The organism is Pseudomonas oplopanacis (assembly GCF_057128725.1).
On sequence record NZ_JBSKHV010000003.1, the window covers coordinates 452,049 to 469,758 of the forward strand.

At 59.4% G+C, this 17,710-nt stretch carries 11 protein-coding genes; 3 read left to right on the forward strand and 8 right to left on the reverse strand.

The features are described 5' to 3' along the window. Positions 1–49: 49 nt before the first annotated feature. Positions 50–1,177 carry a sensor histidine kinase gene (locus ACWKV5_RS09975; protein ID WP_483841130.1) on the reverse strand — a complete coding sequence of 376 codons (1,128 nt, stop codon included), beginning with the start codon at positions 1,175–1,177 and terminating at the stop codon, positions 50–52. Here ACWKV5_RS09975 and ACWKV5_RS09980 point away from each other — a divergent pair. The 3 genes from ACWKV5_RS09980 to ACWKV5_RS09990 all read left to right on the forward strand — a co-directional run bounded on the left by ACWKV5_RS09980 (position 1,176) and on the right by ACWKV5_RS09990 (position 12,309). After that, positions 1,176–1,403, forward strand: a complete 228-nt coding sequence (locus ACWKV5_RS09980; protein WP_483841131.1) for a hypothetical protein — start codon at positions 1,176–1,178, stop codon at positions 1,401–1,403. The genes ACWKV5_RS09975 and ACWKV5_RS09980 overlap by 2 nt on opposite strands. A 59-nt stretch (positions 1,404–1,462) precedes the next feature. After that, positions 1,463–6,373 (forward strand): NEL-type E3 ubiquitin ligase domain-containing protein, encoded by a 4,911-nt coding sequence (locus ACWKV5_RS09985; RefSeq protein ID WP_483841132.1) that lies wholly within the window; start codon positions 1,463–1,465, stop codon positions 6,371–6,373. Between the two features lie 80 nt (positions 6,374–6,453). Continuing rightward, entirely contained in the window at positions 6,454–12,309 is a 5,856-nt protein-coding gene (locus tag ACWKV5_RS09990; protein WP_483841133.1) for an NEL-type E3 ubiquitin ligase domain-containing protein, read from the forward strand. A gap of 77 nt (positions 12,310–12,386) precedes the next feature. Here ACWKV5_RS09990 and ureC read toward each other — a convergent pair whose 3' ends face one another. From ureC to urtE, 7 genes are all read right to left on the reverse strand, one after another. Continuing rightward, positions 12,387–14,087 (reverse strand): urease subunit alpha, encoded by a 1,701-nt coding sequence (ureC, locus tag ACWKV5_RS09995; protein WP_483841134.1) that lies wholly within the window; start codon positions 14,085–14,087, stop codon positions 12,387–12,389. 141 nt (positions 14,088–14,228) lie between these two features. Next, positions 14,229–14,534: an urease subunit beta gene (locus tag ACWKV5_RS10000; protein WP_008146494.1), complete on the reverse strand. Its 306-nt coding sequence runs from the start codon at positions 14,532–14,534 to the stop codon at positions 14,229–14,231. Continuing rightward, positions 14,534–15,067, reverse strand: coding sequence for a GNAT family N-acetyltransferase (locus ACWKV5_RS10005; RefSeq protein WP_123435935.1), 534 nt, complete (start codon positions 15,065–15,067; stop codon positions 14,534–14,536). Before ACWKV5_RS10005 ends, ACWKV5_RS10000 begins: the two co-directional genes overlap by 1 nt. A gap of 6 nt (positions 15,068–15,073) precedes the next feature. After that, positions 15,074–15,607: an N-acetyltransferase family protein gene (locus ACWKV5_RS10010; protein ID WP_483841135.1), complete on the reverse strand. Its 534-nt coding sequence runs from the start codon at positions 15,605–15,607 to the stop codon at positions 15,074–15,076. A gap of 9 nt (positions 15,608–15,616) precedes the next feature. Continuing rightward, positions 15,617–15,919 carry an urease subunit gamma gene (locus ACWKV5_RS10015; RefSeq protein WP_007945249.1) on the reverse strand — a complete coding sequence of 101 codons (303 nt, stop codon included), beginning with the start codon at positions 15,917–15,919 and terminating at the stop codon, positions 15,617–15,619. A 156-nt stretch (positions 15,920–16,075) separates the two neighbouring features. Beyond that, on the reverse strand, positions 16,076–16,915 hold the full coding sequence (locus tag ACWKV5_RS10020) for an urease accessory protein UreD (protein WP_483841136.1): 840 nt from the start codon (positions 16,913–16,915) through the stop codon (positions 16,076–16,078). Positions 16,916–16,945: 30 nt separating this feature from the next. Beyond that, positions 16,946–17,644 (reverse strand): urea ABC transporter ATP-binding subunit UrtE, encoded by a 699-nt coding sequence (gene urtE, locus ACWKV5_RS10025; RefSeq protein ID WP_483841137.1) that lies wholly within the window; start codon positions 17,642–17,644, stop codon positions 16,946–16,948. Between the last annotated feature and the right edge of the window lie 66 nt (positions 17,645–17,710).

Below are 17,710 nucleotides of genomic sequence, written 5' to 3' on the forward strand. Positions count from 1 at the left end.
CCTGTGGGAGCGAGCCTGCTCGCGAAGAACGGAAGCGCGGTATCCCAGCCTATCCGTTCCGGGGCAACACCACCGTAAACAGCGTCCCGTCAGTCTCGTTCGAACTGACCTCAATCGTCCCTCCATGGGCGTTCACCACTTCCTTGACGATAAACAACCCCAGGCCAAGGCTGGTCGTTGGCTGGCCGAGTTCTTCGTCGGCACTGCGCACCAGCGGGTCGAAAATGGTGCCGATGGTCTCCTCGGGAATCGGCACGCCGAAGTTGTGCACCGTCAGGCGAACCGTCTGAGGCTCCCCGCTCACGGTGACGGTTACATCACGTTTGTTCAAACCGTGCTGCAAGGCATTGCCGATCAGGTTCTGCAACAGTTGAGCGATCCGTCCGGCATCCCAGACACCTTGTGTGTCTCCCACGGCTTTTACCGTCGGATCGCACTCCGGGTTACCGGCGCAGGCTTGGGCAATCGCCGCATGCGCGGCATCGGCCAGGTCCATGGGCGCCGGCTCGATGGGCAGGCTCTTGCCCAAACGACTGCGCACCAGCTCCAGCAAATCACTGACCATCACCGCCATGTGCCGTGCGCCACGCTTTATGTTGTTCGCGCAGGCCAGTGCATCGCCTTCCAGCGCGGCTTTGCGCATCAGCAATTCGGTGGACATGCTCACCGCTTGCAATGGCGCGCGCAGGTCATGCCCAAGAATCGCCAGGAATATGTCCCGTGAGTGATTGACCTGTTCGGCATAGGCCGCAGTGGACTCGGCAAGGGCTTCGTCGATGGCTTCGTTGAAGCGGATCATGTCCTGGAAGTAGGTCAGGTCCGGTGATTCCAGGGTGTCGACCCACAAACGGATCACACAGGCGCGCAGATGCCGGAACTCCGAGGTCATCTGCACCAGATCAAATCCGACGGTATGCCGCAGTTCGCCATGGCTGGCGCCCGCCTCGTCCAGGCTCGGGGTCTTCTCCGGGCCTTCACCTTTGGCCTTGGCGCGCTGTTCGCTAGCGGTTTGCGCAGTGGTCATGTCTCGCGCTGCCGCCAACAGGATCGCCTTGGCGTGATCTCGCAAGGCCACCCGATCCATGTTTTCGGCCGCTGGCGTAATGGTTCTGGCGAACTGCTCCCATTCATCGACGATACGGTCCACGTGTTGCCTGATGAATTCGGATAAGCGCATGGCGGGTTTCCTGGCAGAAGGTCTGGGCAGCTTAGTCTTTTTACAGGCTGGCCAATACTACCGTTCACGCGCAGGTTCAGACGATGCGGTGAGCAGGGTGGTAATTAAATATTTTTCAGGTTTTAAAGTTGGATGGGAGCGGCTGTTTTCAGCGGTTTGTCAGCAGTTATTTGATCTTTTGTTTTTTTCGTCGCTGCATAAGCTGGTCGCTCTTGGAGTTGCATAAAGAGTGTTTGCGAAATGGAAGCATCATCAGAAGGAACTGTTGGGGAAACATCTTCATTGATGTCCGATGAGGGCGAGAACATTTATCTGGAATACCTCGCACAAAAAGTCCCGGCGTTCATAAAGACCGTGCCGGTCCAAAGGCTTGAATCATTTATTAAACAAAAACCGGCCGTTCCCGAATGGTATGGCCGTGCGCGGGTGATTGATCGCCAGTATTTGAAGGCGCTTATCGATGAGCGCTGGCGATTGCAGGGGCCGTTGGAAAAGACCCTGAAAGATGTACAACAGGACATCAAGGCCTTTGCGCAACCGCTACTGGTTCAAGCCCTGAAAGGTCAGCTGAATCTCGAACTGGACGTCAATACAACGGTATTACGCATTTATGCGCCCGCCACACTGACATTTGGCATCGATACCCACGCCAGTCGAGTCAGGCAGTACACATTGCTGGAAGCGGCTCTGCATAACTTTGAAGAACCGGAAACACAGGCAGGGGCCTTTCGCGATGGCTCCGGCGTTTTCACCCAGGATGCCGAGGGGGCGTTGCAACGCCAGACCCTGACGGTCGAGCGGTTTACTTCCCTGTGCCGGACGCTGGATATCGGCGCCCAGTATCAGAAACACATCACTGCATTGCTCAAGCCAGACAGCGTTGATGCCAGAACAACGCTTGAGCGGCATGCCGTCGCCTGCGAAATAGCGGCGTTCAACGAGTCAGCGCTCATTGCGTATCTGAAAAACGACCTCTCTTATTATTCATACAGCAAGTTGCAGGACGTACGGGATCGTAAAAGCAACATCATGCTGGGTAGTCGGCCCCTGCAATGTCATCGCTTGTCTCTCATGGGGTTCAAACTGACCGGCGTTGTAGTGTTCAGCGCAGTGGCAGACTCCTCGCTGGTAAAAAAAACCTATGACAGTCTGATTCCGGCGCACCAGCAATTGCTGATGGAATGGTCTCAGCGCCTGTCGATATTGCCGGGCCAGGAGTTTGAACAGTTCAAGCTCCTCAAGGCGTTTTTCGCCAACGGTCCCGGTGGTGTGCTTGATGAGATGCTCCGTCAGGATGATATTCATCAACAAAGTCGTCTGGACGGCCCCTTGATCGCCTATGTACCGGACGACCCTGAACACCCGCTCAAGGAATATGCATCGTTAGCTGATTTCATGAAGGCGCTGATCAGCCAGTTGCGTGCACCGGACTATCAACAGTTTTTCAGTCGGTTCGTGGCGCAAAAAGACAAAGGTCGTTTTTTCTCGCGAATCAACGAGCGCCTTAGCACCTTTACCTGGCATCAACGCGAGCCCTTGGATATGGGCCCCTGGTGGAGGGAAACCGCCACGGAAAACCCCGATGCAGAGCCGATCACCAACCCTGTTACCGGCGATATCTGGCGTGATGTCTCAGGCTGGCGCAGAGAGAAGGCCATCGCCGACGCGCGGCACATTGCCGTCCCGACGGGTGATGAAGATGCCGCCACTCGCTGGGCGCGGTTGACCAGTTACTTGAGTCTGGGCTGGAACGTGTTCAATTTCGGCGCCCTGTTGGTGCCCGGGCTGGGGGAAGCCATGTTGGGCATCATGGCCGGGCAAATGCTCCTCGAAACCATGGAGGGTATTGAAGACTGGAGCAAAGGGGACAGGGACGAAGCTGCGGGTCTGCTGGTCGGGGTCATGATCAATGCGGCCCAACTGGCACTGATGATGGCCGGGCACGTGTTGCCAGGAGGCCTCCCGATGCCGGTCAAGGCGTCGTCGTTTGTCGACCAACTGAAAAAGGTCGAACTCGCCGATGGCTCTACCCGTCTCTGGAACCCGGACCTGAAACCCTATGAACACGCGGTTTCCCTGCCCAAGGATGCGGTGGCGAATGAACGAGGTCTTCATCGACACAATGGAAGGGACTTTCTTCCACGTGAGGGTAAGCACTTTGAAGTCACCGATGATCCGCAGACCGGCCAGCCGCGGTTGCAGCACCCGAATAGATCGACGGCCTATCAACCGAAGATGAAGCACAACGGGGCCGGTGCCTGGCAAACCGAACTTGACCGTCCCATCGAGTGGGACAAGACTGCCCTCATGCGGCGTCTGGGGCCGATGGTCGATGGCTTTGACGATGCGACACTGGAACAGATCCGCATTGCCAGTGGTGTCGAAGAAAACGCACTGCGCAGGTTGCAGGTGGAGAACGACGCACCACCGGCGCTGCTCGTCGACACGATAAGACGCTTCCAGGCATGGGCTGAAACCGAGAAACAGCAAGGCCCGTTGACCTACCTGCAACGAAAGACCCGTTTCGATGCGCTCTACAACGCCCATCAACTTTCAGACGATGCCGGTGTGCGGGTGATACAGGACGCCTTTTCGCATTGTCCGGCCAACCTTGCCGAAGAGTTACTGGCCGCCGCCGCGCCTGAAGACCTGCGTGTAGTTGCGCAGAACAAACGTCTTCCCTTGAGTCTCAAGGCGCAGCTACGTTCAGCCTTACTGGAGGTGCGTACGACGCGTGCCTATGAAGGGCTTTTCCTTGAGTTTCTGCACACCGCGGATACCGACAGGCTGGCGTTGCACACCCTGGAAACATTGCCGAATTGGCCTGGCGATGTGCGCATCGAAATCCGTGAGCATTCACTCACAGGTCCCCTGCGAGACAGCATTGGCTCGCAAGACGCAAGCGTGCGCAAGGTGCTGGTGAGTAGCGACGGTGACTATCAAGCGCGTGACGCTGCCGATCAACATTTGCATGGTGCTGACAATCTGTTTGCTTCGGTGCTGCATGCGTTGCCCGACACGCAACGTATTGCGCTCGGTTATGAGATCAATCAAGCGGACGCACTCAGGCAGGCGGTTCAAAGGGCACCACTGGCACGGGACAAGCTGCTGCCGATGCTGGCCGACAACCCGATTCGCAAGCCGATTTATGATCCGCAAACGATGAAACTGCGCGGCGGCATGCCCGGTGACGCTCAAGGCATTCAACGACTCACCGCACGGCTGACCCCGCAAGAGCGGGTCCGGAGTGTGCGTCCCGGCTGGACAGAAACCGAGGCGCAGGCCTATCTGGCGGGTGGTGGCCGTGAAGGCAGTCCGGAACAACGAGCGAGCGAGCTTGAGGCGCAGTTCAATCGACTCACCGCTAACTTCCAGCGCTGGCTGAGCTCTCCAACCGAAGCGTCCAGATACAGCGCTGCCGGAAGGGCTGAATGGCAGTCAAGAAACGCGCTGTTTAAAGCGATCAGGCAATGCTGGCAGCACACCGGGCCAAAGGATGTGGATGTCTTCGGCAATGCGCATGGGATAACGCTGGACCTGAGCGGTATGCCACTGGGCAGGCATTTGGCGACGATGCCGCCTCTGGAGGGTGATTTCGGGCATGTCACCCACCTGAATCTGCTGAACACCGGATTGGCCGATGCCCAGGTGTCGCTGCTCGATCACTTCCCCAGGCTTCGCCACCTGAACCTCAACGAAAACCCGCTTACACGGTTTCCTCGTGTGGTGGGCCGGATGCATGGGCTGACGGAGTTGAATCTGCGTGGCAATCGAATCGCGCTGGACGAACACGCGGTGGTTGATCTGGGCGGGCTCGTTCAGCTGGAAAGCCTGGACCTGATGGGCAATCCGTTGGGACGCGTTCCCGATATCGGCCGCATGCCCATGCTGCATACGCTGCTGTTGACTGATACGGGCATTTCCACCTGGCCCGACGGACTGTTTTCGCTGCCCAGGTTCCGGCATTTTTATCTGGATATTCAATACAACCGGATCCTCGAGGTCCCTTCGGTTGCGCGGGGCAGCGCCGATGCGGAACTGTTGGCGCGCACGGTGTTGAGTCGCAATGCGCGGTGGTTACCGGAAGCCAATTTGCAGACGCTGCGCGAATACATTCAGTCCGTCGGCATGGACCCTGATCGACCTTATCCGCCCCGTGGCATACGCGATAGCCTCGATTGGGAGCAAGGGCTGACTCGACCTGAGTGGGTCGCCCGACAGGAAGTCTGGAATGAGGTCGAGGATGAGCACGGTTCAGTGCCATTTTTCAACGAGATCCGCAAGCTGACCGAGTCGTATCACTTCAAGCATGACATCGCCTTTCGGGTGGACATGACCGCCAAGGTCTGGCGCATGCTCGACGCCATGTCCAAAGACACCCCGCTGCGAGAAAAACTGTTCACGATGTCCTCGGCGCCTACGCAGTGCGTCGATGGCGGGGCTCAACTGTTCAATGCCATGGGTGTGGAAGTGCTGATTCACGAAGCCTATGAACTGGCGAGTCCGAATCTGGTTGAAGCCGAGTTGGTGCAGCTGGCGCAGGGCAAGTCCCGTCTGGATGAGCTGAGCAAAATCGCCCACAAGGTTATCGGTGAGCGAGCGAGCCAGGGCGAGCAGTTCAGGCGCGTCAATGCGGCGGGTCAGGTCACGGGCACCATTGATGAAGTCGAGGTGCATCTGGCGTACATGACGGACCTGGCCGACCGCCTGGAACTGCCTTGGCAGTCTCGAAAAATGCAGTTCAGGACAATCGCCGCTGTCACGCCACAGATGATCGAAGCGGCTTGCCAGCGTGTGCTGGATCTGGAGGCCGGGGAGCTGCTGCGTGATTCGATCAGCGAGCAGCCATTCTGGGTGTCTTACATCCAGGGCTCCAATCGTCGGGCATTCAAAGCCATCAGGCGCCGTATCGACGCGACCACCGATTTTTACATGGCGCTGGAAAAACGGGCGACCCAGTCCCTTTCCTTGCCGGAAAAAGCGCAATTGAAAGAAGAGATCCGGGTACTCGCCGCCGAGCTTGGCCTACCGGAAAGCGAGTTCGCCCCAGGACGTGTCATGAGCGCCGAAGAGTATGAAAGCGAAATGAGCCGGCTCAATGCACAGACGCAGACATTGCTCAAGACGCTGACCCGCCAAGCAATGGACCGGGCAAAGCTGCAACGGGTCGAAACCCCTCTCACCCTGAAAAACTGAATTGACGTGGATGTCGATTGCGGCACGAGAACCGATGGTTCTCGTGCCGGCCTATTACCTCGTACATAAGGATATGTACCTTGCGAAACAAACACGAAAGCAACGACAACAATGCAGCGCAAATACCCGCTGCCGAGCTACAAAGTGCTCACGCCGAATTCATCGCCAATGCCATCCCGGACTGGCTGGTAAATGCCTCCCCCGAACGGCGAGAGGCGCTGAAAAACGCTCCGCTGATTCTTCCCGACTGGTATCTGGCGGCCTCGCAGGCGCAGCGTCAGGCCTTGAGCGCGAGTTTTGTGGCGAGTGTGACGTCGCAGAACCTGCTGGATAAAACCCTGTCGCGCCTGCAGGACATTGATGCTTTTGCGCAGCCGTTACTGGTCAAGGCACTCAAGGATCAGTTCGCCGTTGAACTGGACGTCACTAAAACCTTCCTGCAGCTGAAAAAGCCTCTGGAGATGGGTGTTTTCGACATAGAGGTCGGCACCTTCGAAGTGTTGAAATTGCCGCTGCTGCAAGCCGCGTTGCATAACTTCGAAGAGCAGGAGTGTGCTCCTGCGCACTTTCATTCTTCCTCAGGCTTTGTTGTCGAATCGAACCCGGGTCAGTTCAGTAAGGTGACTACTGCCTTGACGGTGATGCAATACCTGAAGCTGTGTCGGGAGCTGGACATCGGTGCGAAGTATCAGGCGTACCTGAAGGACTTTGTGCAACCGTCGGATCCCGTGGCCGAAGCCGTGCTGCGCAAGCGGTTTGTGAACAGTCAAAAGGATGCGATGCGCGCGGCTGCCGAGCTCGCCTTGCTGAAGAAGGACATTGAGCCGAAGGATTATTCGATGATCCTTTCGGTCATCGACGGAGAGCTCAACCCGACGATCGACAACACACCGGTGTGGATCTGCGACCTGGTGTTGATGAAGAAGCGAATGACCGGCTGTGTGCTTTTTCATATTTGCGAAAAGTATCGCTACTCCGATGACGTCCTTCTCTACATTCCCCACGACCCGCAGCACCCGTTAAAGCGCTACAAGGGCCTGGAAATGGAGGCGACCTTGAAGCGTCTGTTCATGGCCAAAGACGCCTCGCCACCGGCCAACGGTGGCCCCAAGGCGTATCAACGCTTTTTCAGCCAGTTCGTTGCCTATGCGGATCGTCCGTATTACTTCAGCCAGTTCACCCGCAAAGCCGCGGATGCCCCGCCAGACCCGCTAGCGCCATTGCGATCTCCCTTGTGGAAAGCTATTGAAGTGCTCCCCCCGTTTTTTTCTGCCTTCTACCAGCTTAAAGAACTGCCTCCCGAATCACCGTCCCGACAGGAACCGGTCGACGAACTTTATCTCCCGATCACGGGTTACCGGCAGCATGGTCTCTGGGGGCCGAACGTCGACCCCTGGGCGGATCTCTTTGAGCAAAGTCGTCACAAAATCCTGGCGGATGCCCGCAGTCACGCGGTTCCAACGGCCGATGTCGATGCCCGGGTCCGAGCGGAAAAAATCGCCCATTTGCTTGAAGTCGGCATGCTGGTGTTGAACGGCGCCTCGATGTTTGTACCGGTGCTGGGTGAGGTGATGATCGGGGTGATGGCAGGCCAGATCCTGTACGAGACATTCGAAGGTGTCATTGAGTGGAGCGAAGGTGATCGCAAGGCCGCCTGGGCTCACCTTACCGACGTGGCGGAAAACCTCGCGCTGATTGCCGTGCTGCACGGGGCGGGGAAAGGCCTGGGCAAACTGGCAGCGGTGAAGCCCGAACCCTTGGTCGAGGGGTTGAAACCGGTGACGCTGCCCACGGGGCAACAGCGGCTGTGGAAGCCGGACCTTGAACCGTACAAGTCTCCCATTACGATACCGGCGGATTCACAACCGGACGGACTGGGACTGCACGCGGTCAACGGTCATGCCATTTTGCCGCTCGACGAGGCGCGCTTTTTGGTCAGGCAAAATTCCGCCAGCGGTGAGTATTGCATCCTGCACCCGCGCCGGCCCGAGGCCTATTCGCCGCACCTGGAGCATAACGGTGCCGGCGCGTGGAGCCACGAAGGGGAAGACCCCCTGAGCTGGGAGGGGCCAGTCCTGATGCGGCGACTCGGTTATCGCGCGCAGGCCTTCACCGATGCGCAACTGGAGCAGGTGCGCATCGCCAGTGGCGTCGAGCACGATCAGTTGCGTCGCCTGCATGTCGAACAACAGCCGCCGGGTGCGCAGCTGTCCGACACCCTCACGCGTTTTCGAATCGACCGGGACATTGAAACCTTCAAGGCGAAGATAAGCAGCAATGACCCTGCGGTCTATGCCAAGGCTGATCTGCGCCTGCAATTGAGGCTCATGCGCAGTCAGGAGCTGTTGCCCGTGCCGGGAACCCCGGAAATGACGCTGGAACAACGCGCCGCTGAACTGCGCAAGGAAATCGCTCGCGCCGTGCAGAACAGAAAACACTCATTGTTCGAGTCTTTGTATCGAGAGCAGGATGCCAACGCTCAAGATTCCGTTGCGCGAATCAAAGTCTTTTTCCCGCAGCTACCCAACGTCGTTGTCGAAGAGATACTGCAAGGCGCGACTCAGGCAGAACGGCTGGAAATGGACAAGCCCGGGCCCTTGCCTCAGCGCATTTACGAGCAGGCCGAACAGGCCCGGCAGGAGCTGCGTGTGGCGCGAGCCTATGAAGGCCTTTATCTCGAGACCGCCTCCGGTGTCGACAGCGAACGATTGGCCCTGCGCAGCCTTGAAGCGCTGCCTGGCTGGCCGAAGGACGCACATTTCGAGCTGCGCGAATATGGGCTGCAAGGGAAGTTACTGGATGCGATTGGCCCGCAGCAGAACCCGGTGCGTGCGGTGCTGGTGGTGGATGCGAACACCCGGTTCGCCCAGTCGACGTCTTCAAGTCTCTATTCGTCTGTGTTGCAGGCGCTGACGGCAGAGGAACGCCAGGCATTGGGCTTCACGCTGCAAGAGGCCGAACGATTGAAAATGACGGTGCAACAGACGCCGTTGCCGCGAGATCAATTGAGGGCGGTACTTCAGAAGCACCGAGTGCTCAAGCCAAGCGTCGAGCCAGGCATGAAATTGCTCGGCGGCGTTGGCCCGTTGCCCTCAGGGCTGGCAAGTTTTTTCCGCACGCCGCGTGCGCGGGTGCTCAAGCTATACCCGGATTTCAGCGAGGCCGAGGTCGAATCCTTCCTGCGTTCATTGGGTGAAGACGTTCGTGGCGGACTGACTCGACGTGAAGCCGAATGCACGACCCTCAAGAAAGAACTGGATACCTGGGTCCAGTCCCGCGTCACCGCAGAAAGCAGCCCCGCTGTAGCCGGGCGGATCCCGGGCGGGCGCGAGCGTCAGATCGCCAGCAACATCAAACGTTGCTGGCGTCGGCAGAGCGGTTCGACACTGAGTATCGACTCGACCGTTGAGCTGCCGACGTTGAGTGCCCGATTCGAACATGTCGAGACGCTCGCGCTGACCGGTACGGGCGTGCGCAACCTCGATGCGTTTCTCAAGGGGTTCACCGCGCTCAAGACGTTGAAGCTGGAGGGCATGTCCCGGCTCAGCGAATTGCCGGAGGCGGTCGGTGAAATGCAAGGTTTGACTCACTTGAGCCTCAGAGGCAGCCGGGTTCGGTGGAATCAACACACGGCTGCGGTGCTCGGGAAATCAAGTGCGCTTGAGACGCTCGATTTGTTGAAAAACCCACTGGGAATCGCCCCTGATTTCAGCGCCCTGACGCGACTGAAGACCATCAACCTCAGCGGTACGGGCATCGACCAATGGCCCCTGGGCATGGAGAATCTGCCCTATTTGCAGGTGCTGGACTTGCGCGAGAACCACCTGACCGAAGTGCCTCAAGAGAGGCTCTCTACGGCGGATGATCATCTGGAAGCAAACGCCAGGGTGAATCGGATCACGCTGCTTGAGGGCAACCCGTTTACGCGTGAGGGCGGGCAGCAACTCAAGGACTATCGGGAACGTCTGCAAGCGCTCAGGCCTGAACTCCTGAAGGGAAGCCTGCCGGATGCCTTTAAAGTTCAGGACACAATGAGCGCCAGGGTTCGTCAACTGTATCCCGGCTTCGACGAATTCGAGGTTGAGGCATTCCTGCAAACCCACGGGCTCGCGGCCCAGACCGAGCTGGCTCGCCTTGAGCGTGAGTATGAAACGCTGAATCAGCAGCTGTCGGCCTGGGCGTTTTCCGGGGGCGGCGCACGTTCGCGCTACGTTCGCGCCGGTCAGATGGCCACAGGTCTGTCTGACCGGGCAGAGCGCTACACCGCCGCTGACCGCATTCGAGCGTGCTGGCGGCGGCAATCCCCGCAAAGGAACGCGGTCGACGGTAGCCCGATCGGTTTTGAACTCGACTTGAGTGGCCAGACGCTCGACAGCGTGCCGGACCTTGAGGCCGATTTCAGACATGTGGGTTCGCTCAAACTTAACAATATGGGCTTGAGCGTTTCGCCAGAGGGATTCCTTGCGCACTTCAAAGGCGTGCGCTGGCTGGATCTGTCGAATAACCAGCTGACGGCGATACCCCCGGCGCTGGACGACATGCACGGCCTGACGCGTTTGTATTTGCAGCACAACCGCATTCGCCTGACGCCGGAAACGGCGGGGATCCTTTCCCGCAGGACAACGCTCAGGGCGATAGTCCTGGGGCCAAACCCATTGGGCATGGCGCCGGACTTCACCCAAATTACGGATCTGCGCACGCTCGGCCTGAATTCGATCGCCCTTGAGACGTGGCCGGTGGGGCTGGGGGAGCAGCCTTTGCTGGATGTCGTCGATTTGAGAAATAACCGGATCACGACGATCCCGGAGGCGGTTATCGCACCTCCTGCGGAGCGGTTGGAACAGGTGGCGCGCGTCAACAACTTTACCTTCTTTGGTGGCAACCCACTGTCCGAGGTCGCCCAGCAACAGCTACGCGATTATTGGAGCCGGCTCGAGCGTGAGCGTCATGACTTGTGGGGCGCCAGGCGACCGGGAGTCTTCGAGTATCAAGCCCCAGTCGAGCGCGCGATAGCGGGAGGGCAGGAACGGGCCGCGCTTCAGCGTTGGCTCAAAGACCTGTCCGCTGACCAGGTCCCGGCCAGGCAGGCCCAATGGCAATCACTGTCCACGCAGGAGGGTTCCCAAGGATTTTTCCATGTGCTCAGCAAACTCGAGAATGCCGGCACCGGCCATGCAGACCTTCAGCTACGCGTATGGGAAGTCGTCGACACCATCACCGAGGCCAACCCCGAGTCGATGGCGTTACGTCAGGAGATGTTCGAGTGGGCCGGCAGGCCTGCCTGTTGTGATCGTGCCGCGTTGTCTTTCAGTAACCTGGAAATCATGGCGATGGTGTACAGAGCGCGGACGCTGGCCATGGACGGCGAGCAAGGTGCTGCGCTGTTGAAACTGTCCAGAGGCTTGTTCCGGCTGGACGAGCTCGAGAAAATCGCCTTGGCCGATATTGAGCGACGCACCACCGCGATCAACAACACGCCGGGCTTGTCGGCGGCCCTCAAGGCACAGCAGATCCGGAATCTGGAAGAGGTCGAGATCAAACTGGCCTATCGTTACGGGCTCAAGGACCGGCTCGGATTGCCGGGGCAACCGCAGCAAGTCCGCTTCGTCCACATGGGCAAAGTCACCCCCGCGATGCTGGATCAGGCCTGTGCCAAGGTGCTGGCGCTGGACAGTTCGCCTGAAGAATTTCAGTCGCTGGTGGCGAAAGATTTCTGGAATGACTTCGTGACCAACAAGTACCGCGCGCAGTTCGAAGCGCAGCGCGAACCTTATCAGGATCGCCTGGCCAGTCTGCGTGATCGCCAGCAGGCAGGCGAATTATCAGAGGAGCAATTCAAAGTGCAATCTGCTGACCTGGATGCTCAGTTGCAGATTGAGGAAGCTGTGCTGATCGAGAAGTTCTCTCGCGAGGAGTTGGTCAAGCACCCGATTTAAAAAAACGCTGCTAACCGATGAACGAAGGCCTGGATCTGCGCAAGCATCCAGGCCTTTTTTGTGTGCCGCTCAACCGATCAAAACAGGAAGTAGCGCTGCGCCATCGGCAGTACATCCGCCGGCTCACACCACAGCAACACACCGTCGGCCTTGACCTGATACGTCTGCGGATCGACATCAATATTCGGCAGGTAATCGTTGTGGATCAGATCGGTTTTCTGCACCTCGCGACAGCCTTTCACCACGGCGATTTTCTTTTTCAGGCCCAGTGCTTCGGGAAGACCTGCCTCCTGCGCCGCCTGGCTGATAAAGGTCAGGCTGGTGGCATGCAGCGAGCCACCATAACTGGCGAACATCGGCCGGTAGTGCACCGGCTGTGGTGTTGGAATCGACGCATTGGCATCGCCCATCAGGCTGGCCGCGATGGCGCCGCCCTTGAGGATCAACGTCGGTTTGACCCCGAAAAACGCTGGACGCCACAGCACCAGGTCGGCCCATTTACCGACTTCGATCGAGCCCACTTCATGGCTGATGCCGTGGGTGATCGCCGGGTTGATGGTGTACTTGGCGATGTAGCGTTTGGCGCGGAAGTTGTCGTTGCCCTCGCCATCGCCCGGCAACGGGCCGCGCTGCTTTTTCATCTTGTCAGCGGTCTGCCAGGTGCGCGTGATGACTTCGCCGACGCGGCCCATGGCCTGGCTGTCGGAGCTGATCATCGAGAACGCGCCGAGGTCGTGCAGGATGTCTTCGGCAGCAATCGTCTCGCGGCGGATGCGGCTTTCGGCGAAGGCCACGTCTTCGGCAATGCTCGGGTCCAGGTGGTGGCAGACCATCAGCATGTCGAGGTGTTCGTCGATGGTATTGCGGGTGAACGGCCGGGTCGGGTTGGTCGAGCTCGGCAGCACGTTGGCAAAGCCGCAGGCCTTGATGATGTCCGGGGCATGACCGCCGCCCGCGCCTTCGGTGTGGTAGGTGTGGATGGTGCGGCCCTTGAACGCGGCGAGGGTGGTTTCGACGAAGCCGGATTCGTTGAGCGTGTCGGTGTGGATCGCCACCTGCACGTCGTATTGATCGGCGACGCTCAGGCAGTTGTCGATGCTCGCCGGCGTGGTGCCCCAGTCTTCGTGCAACTTGAGGCCGATGGCGCCGGCCTTGACCTGCTCGATCAACGGTTCCGGCAGGCTGGCGTTGCCCTTGCCGGTGAGGCCGATGTTCATCGGGAAGGCATCCGCCGCTTGAAGCATCCGCGCCAGGTGCCATGGTCCCGAGGTGCATGTGGTGGCGTTGGTGCCGGTTGCCGGGCCGGTACCGCCGCCGATCATGGTGGTGACACCGCTCATCAGCGCTTCTTCGATCTGCTGCGGGCAGATGAAATGAATATGCGTGTCGATGCCGCCGGCGGTGAGGATCATCCCTTCACCGGCGATGACTTCGGTGCCGGCGCCGATGGCGATGGTCACGTTCGGCTGCACGTCCGGGTTGCCGGCCTTGCCGATGCCTGCGACACGGCCGTCCTTGAGACCAACGTCGGCTTTGACGATGCCCCAGTGGTCGACGATCAGCGCGTTGGTGATGACGGTGTCGACGACTTCTGCGGCCAACAGTTGGCTTTGGCCCTGGCCATCGCGGATGACTTTGCCGCCACCGAATTTCACTTCTTCGCCGTAGGTGGTGAAGTCTCTTTCGACCTCGATCCACAGTTCGGTGTCAGCGAGGCGAACCTTGTCGCCGACGGTGGGGCCGAACATGTCGGCGTAGGCTTGACGGGAGATCTTCATTCGTTCGCCTTGAAATTCAATTGTTTTTGAGACTGTTCGCTACGCTCACAGATTCGCGAGCAGGCTCGCTCCCACAGGGGAATGCGATCAACTGTGGGAGCGAGCCTGCTCGCGAAGGGGCCGGTTCAGACACCGCAATACTTAAAGGTCACCCATGATCCGCCCGGCAAACCCGAACACCCGGCGATGCCCGGCCAGATCGACCAGCTCGACCTCACGACTCTGCCCCGGCTCGAAGCGCACGGCGGTGCCCGCCGGGATGTTCAGGCGCATGCCGCGGCTGGCGGCGCGGTCGAAGGTCAGGGCGTCGTTGGTTTCGAAAAAGTGGTAATGCGAGCCGACCTGGATCGGCCGGTCGCCGCTGTTGGCCACTTTCAGGCTGACGGTGCGGCGGCCAACGTTGAGTTCGATGTCACCGGGCTGGATCTGGTATTCACCGGGAATCATCAATGGGCTCCTTGCAGAATCTTGTAGTAGAGCGCAGTCGGTTTGTAGCGCCCGCTCGGGTCGCAGGCGTAGTCGGGGATCTCGCCCGCCCGGGTGTAACCCAGCGCCTTGTAGAAATCTTCGGCGGGGGAGCCGGCTTCGGTGTCGAGGTAGAGCATGCCGCGCTTGTGCTGGAGCGCGGCCTGTTCCAGAGCGCTCATCAACTGTTGGCCCAGACCGCGACGACGGGCGTGTTCACGCACCAGCAGTTTTTGCACTTCGGCGCGGTTCAGGCCATTGGCTTTCTGGCACAGGGTCAGTTGCACGCTAGCTTCCACTTGTTCGTCGCGAACCACCACCCACAGCAGCACGTTGCCCTTGTTCAGGTTCTCCTGAACCTCATCGAAATAGGCGCGGGCCTGGGTCGCATCCAGTTCGGCCATGAACCCGACGCTGGCGCCATAACCCACGGCGTCGAGCAGCAGATCAATCAAACCCTGGCGGTAGTGCGCAAAGCTTTCAACATTGACGCGTCGCAGTTGGGCGGCGTTCATCGGGCGTTACTCCTTGCTGGCGGCAGGCGGCTCCGCGCCAGGATTGAGGGTCAATTGCATGAAGGTCAGGTCCAGCCAGCGGCCGAACTTGGTGCCCACCTGCGGCATTTGCCCGGTGGTGATGAAACCGGCGCGTTCATGCAGACGAATGGAAGCGGCGTTGCCGCTTTCGATGGCGGCGACCATCACGTGCTTGTCGCAGCCCTTGGCGCGTTCGATCAGCACCGTCATCAGCTGCGGGCCGAGGCCGTTGCCGCGCTGGTCGCTGCGCACATAAACCGAGTGCTCGACGGTGTGGCGGAAACCGTCGAACGGCCGCCAGTCACCAAATGAAGCGTAGCCCAGCACGCTGTTGTCACCGTCGACAATCACCAGAATCGGATAACCCTGGGCTTGCCGGGCACTGAACCAGGCCTGGCGATTGCCGAGGTCGACGGCTTGTTCATTCCAGATTGCCGTGGTGTTGAGCACGGCGTCGTTGTAGATGTCGCGGATCGCCGGCAGGTCGGCGTGCACCGCATCGCGGATGTGGTAACTCATGGCGGCTCCTCAGGCGATGGGTTGGTGGACGGTGACCAGTTTGGTGCCGTCGGGGAACGTCGCCTCGACCTGGATCTCCGGGATCATTTCCGGGATGCCTTCCATGACTTGTTCGCGGGTCAGCAGCGTGGTGCCAAAATGCATCAAATCGGCCACGGTCTGGCCGTCACGCGCGCCTTCGAGCAGGGCGGCGGAGATGTAGGCCATGGCTTCCGGGTAATTGAGTTTCACGCCGCGCGCCAAACGCCGCTCGGCCACGAGGCCGGCGGTGAAGATCAGCAGCTTGTCTTTTTCGCGTGGTGTCAGGTCCATCGTTGGAATCCATCTGGGCAGATAAAAAGTATTCAGATCTGTAAACACGTTACCTGTGGGAGCGAGCCTGCTCGCGAATGCGGTGTGTCAGTTAACAGGTTTTTTACTGATACACCGCATTCGCGAGCAGGCTCGCTCCCACATTTGGACAGTGTTTCAGGTGCTCCATATTCTGGGTGGGACCGCTTCCCGGCCAAGCAAGGCAGGCCTGAGCAATCGCCATAGTTCGATCAACCAGCCGCGCGCCAACAGCGCTTCGCTGGCCAGGCACCGGGCCACCAACAGCCCCGGCAACTGGGACAAATCCCCGCGCACGGCATTGGGCAACGACCGACAGGTTTCCAGCAGTTCACTGTCGATCTCCCCGGTGACCAGCAACGTCGCAAACACCGGTTGACCATCAAGACCAATCGGCGAATCCAGCAACCCGTCATTCCCGACAATGCGCTGGCGTTCGTGCCAGAGCAACTGGCCGTCGCGGCGGATGTCCAGCCGCGCCTGAAAATGCCCGAGGTCAAAACGCTCGCCACTGGCCGGGCGACCCAGCGCCACAACATCCCAGTAGAACAACCGCGCATCACCTTCCAGCTCAATCGAGGTGCTGAGTTCGGCTTGGGCATCGCTGAAGATAATCGTCTCTTGCGGCAACCATTCCAGTGTCGCGCCAGCGCTTACCTTCAAGTCGAGCTTCTGATAGGCGGGTCCCGCCGCGCGATACCACTTGGCCGCACCGGGGCTGGTGATTTGTGCCCAGGCGTCGGTACCGACACTGGCCGAAATGTCCAGCCGATCACCGCCGGCGATTCCACCCGGCGGGTGAACGATGATGTGCTGGCACACCTCGGGACCTTCGGCATACAGATGCTTTTGCACTCGCAGCGGGCCTTTGTGGCGGCGCTGAACCGGGCGCGTGTTGTCGCCGAATCGGGCGTAACCCAGCTCCAGTTCGGCGTGCCAGCTCGGGGTAAACAGGGCAGTTGAGGCAGGTAAGTTCATATTTTTTAATTATCGTTAGGACGCTACAGATTAGATCGTTACCAGACCGCGTACACCTTCGGCTTCCATATTTTCACCGCGACCCTGCTGCACGATCTCACCCCTGGACATCACCAGGTATTGATCGGCCAGTTCGGCAGCGAAATCATAGAACTGCTCCACCAGCAAAATCGCCATGTCGCCCCGGGCCGCGAGTTTCTTGATCACCGCGCCGATTTCCTTGATCACCGACGGCTGGATGCCTTCGGTGGGCTCGTCGAGAATCAGCAACCGTGGGCGGCTGGCCAGGGCCCTGCCGATAGCCAGCTGCTGCTGTTGGCCGCCGGACAAGTCGCCGCCGCGCCGCTGTTTCATTTGCAACAGCACCGGGAACAGCTCGTAGATGAACGCCGGGACTTCCTTGGCTTCGCTGCCGGGAAAACGCGAAAGGCCCATCAGCAGGTTTTCTTCGACGGTCAGGCGGCCGAATATTTCACGGCCCTGCGGCACGTAGGCGATCCCCGCATGCACGCGCTGGTGCGGCTTGAAGGTGGTGATCGGTTTGCCTTCCCAATTCACTGCGCCTTCTTTTGACGGCAGCAAACCCATCAGGCACTTGAGCAGCGTGGTCTTGCCCACGCCGTTGCGCCCTAGCAGGCAAGTCACTTCACCGACCTTCACCTCAAACGTCAGGCCGCGCAGGATGTGGCTACCGCCGTAGTACTGGTGCAGCTTGTCGACTTGCAGCATCTTCGAATTCCCCTCAAATCCCCTGTGGGAGCGAGCCTGCTCGCGAAAGCGGTGTGTCAGGCAACA

Coding starts and splice junctions, on each gene's coding strand:
- ACWKV5_RS09980 (WP_483841131.1), top strand. CDS start 1,176: ATGGCGGGTTTCCTGGCAGAAGGTCTGGGCAGCTTAGTCTTTTTACAG.
- ACWKV5_RS09975 (WP_483841130.1), bottom strand. CDS start 1,177: ATGCGCTTATCCGAATTCATCAGGCAACACGTGGACCGTATCGTCGAT.
- ACWKV5_RS09985 (WP_483841132.1), top strand. CDS start 1,463: ATGTCCGATGAGGGCGAGAACATTTATCTGGAATACCTCGCACAAAAA.
- ureC (WP_483841134.1), bottom strand. CDS start 14,087: ATGAAGATCTCCCGTCAAGCCTACGCCGACATGTTCGGCCCCACCGTC.
- ACWKV5_RS10000 (WP_008146494.1), bottom strand. CDS start 14,534: ATGATTCCCGGTGAATACCAGATCCAGCCCGGTGACATCGAACTCAAC.
- ACWKV5_RS10005 (WP_123435935.1), bottom strand. CDS start 15,067: ATGAACGCCGCCCAACTGCGACGCGTCAATGTTGAAAGCTTTGCGCAC.
- ACWKV5_RS10010 (WP_483841135.1), bottom strand. CDS start 15,607: ATGAGTTACCACATCCGCGATGCGGTGCACGCCGACCTGCCGGCGATC.
- ACWKV5_RS10015 (WP_007945249.1), bottom strand. CDS start 15,919: ATGGACCTGACACCACGCGAAAAAGACAAGCTGCTGATCTTCACCGCC.
- ACWKV5_RS10020 (WP_483841136.1), bottom strand. CDS start 16,915: ATGAACTTACCTGCCTCAACTGCCCTGTTTACCCCGAGCTGGCACGCC.
- urtE (WP_483841137.1), bottom strand. CDS start 17,644: ATGCTGCAAGTCGACAAGCTGCACCAGTACTACGGCGGTAGCCACATC.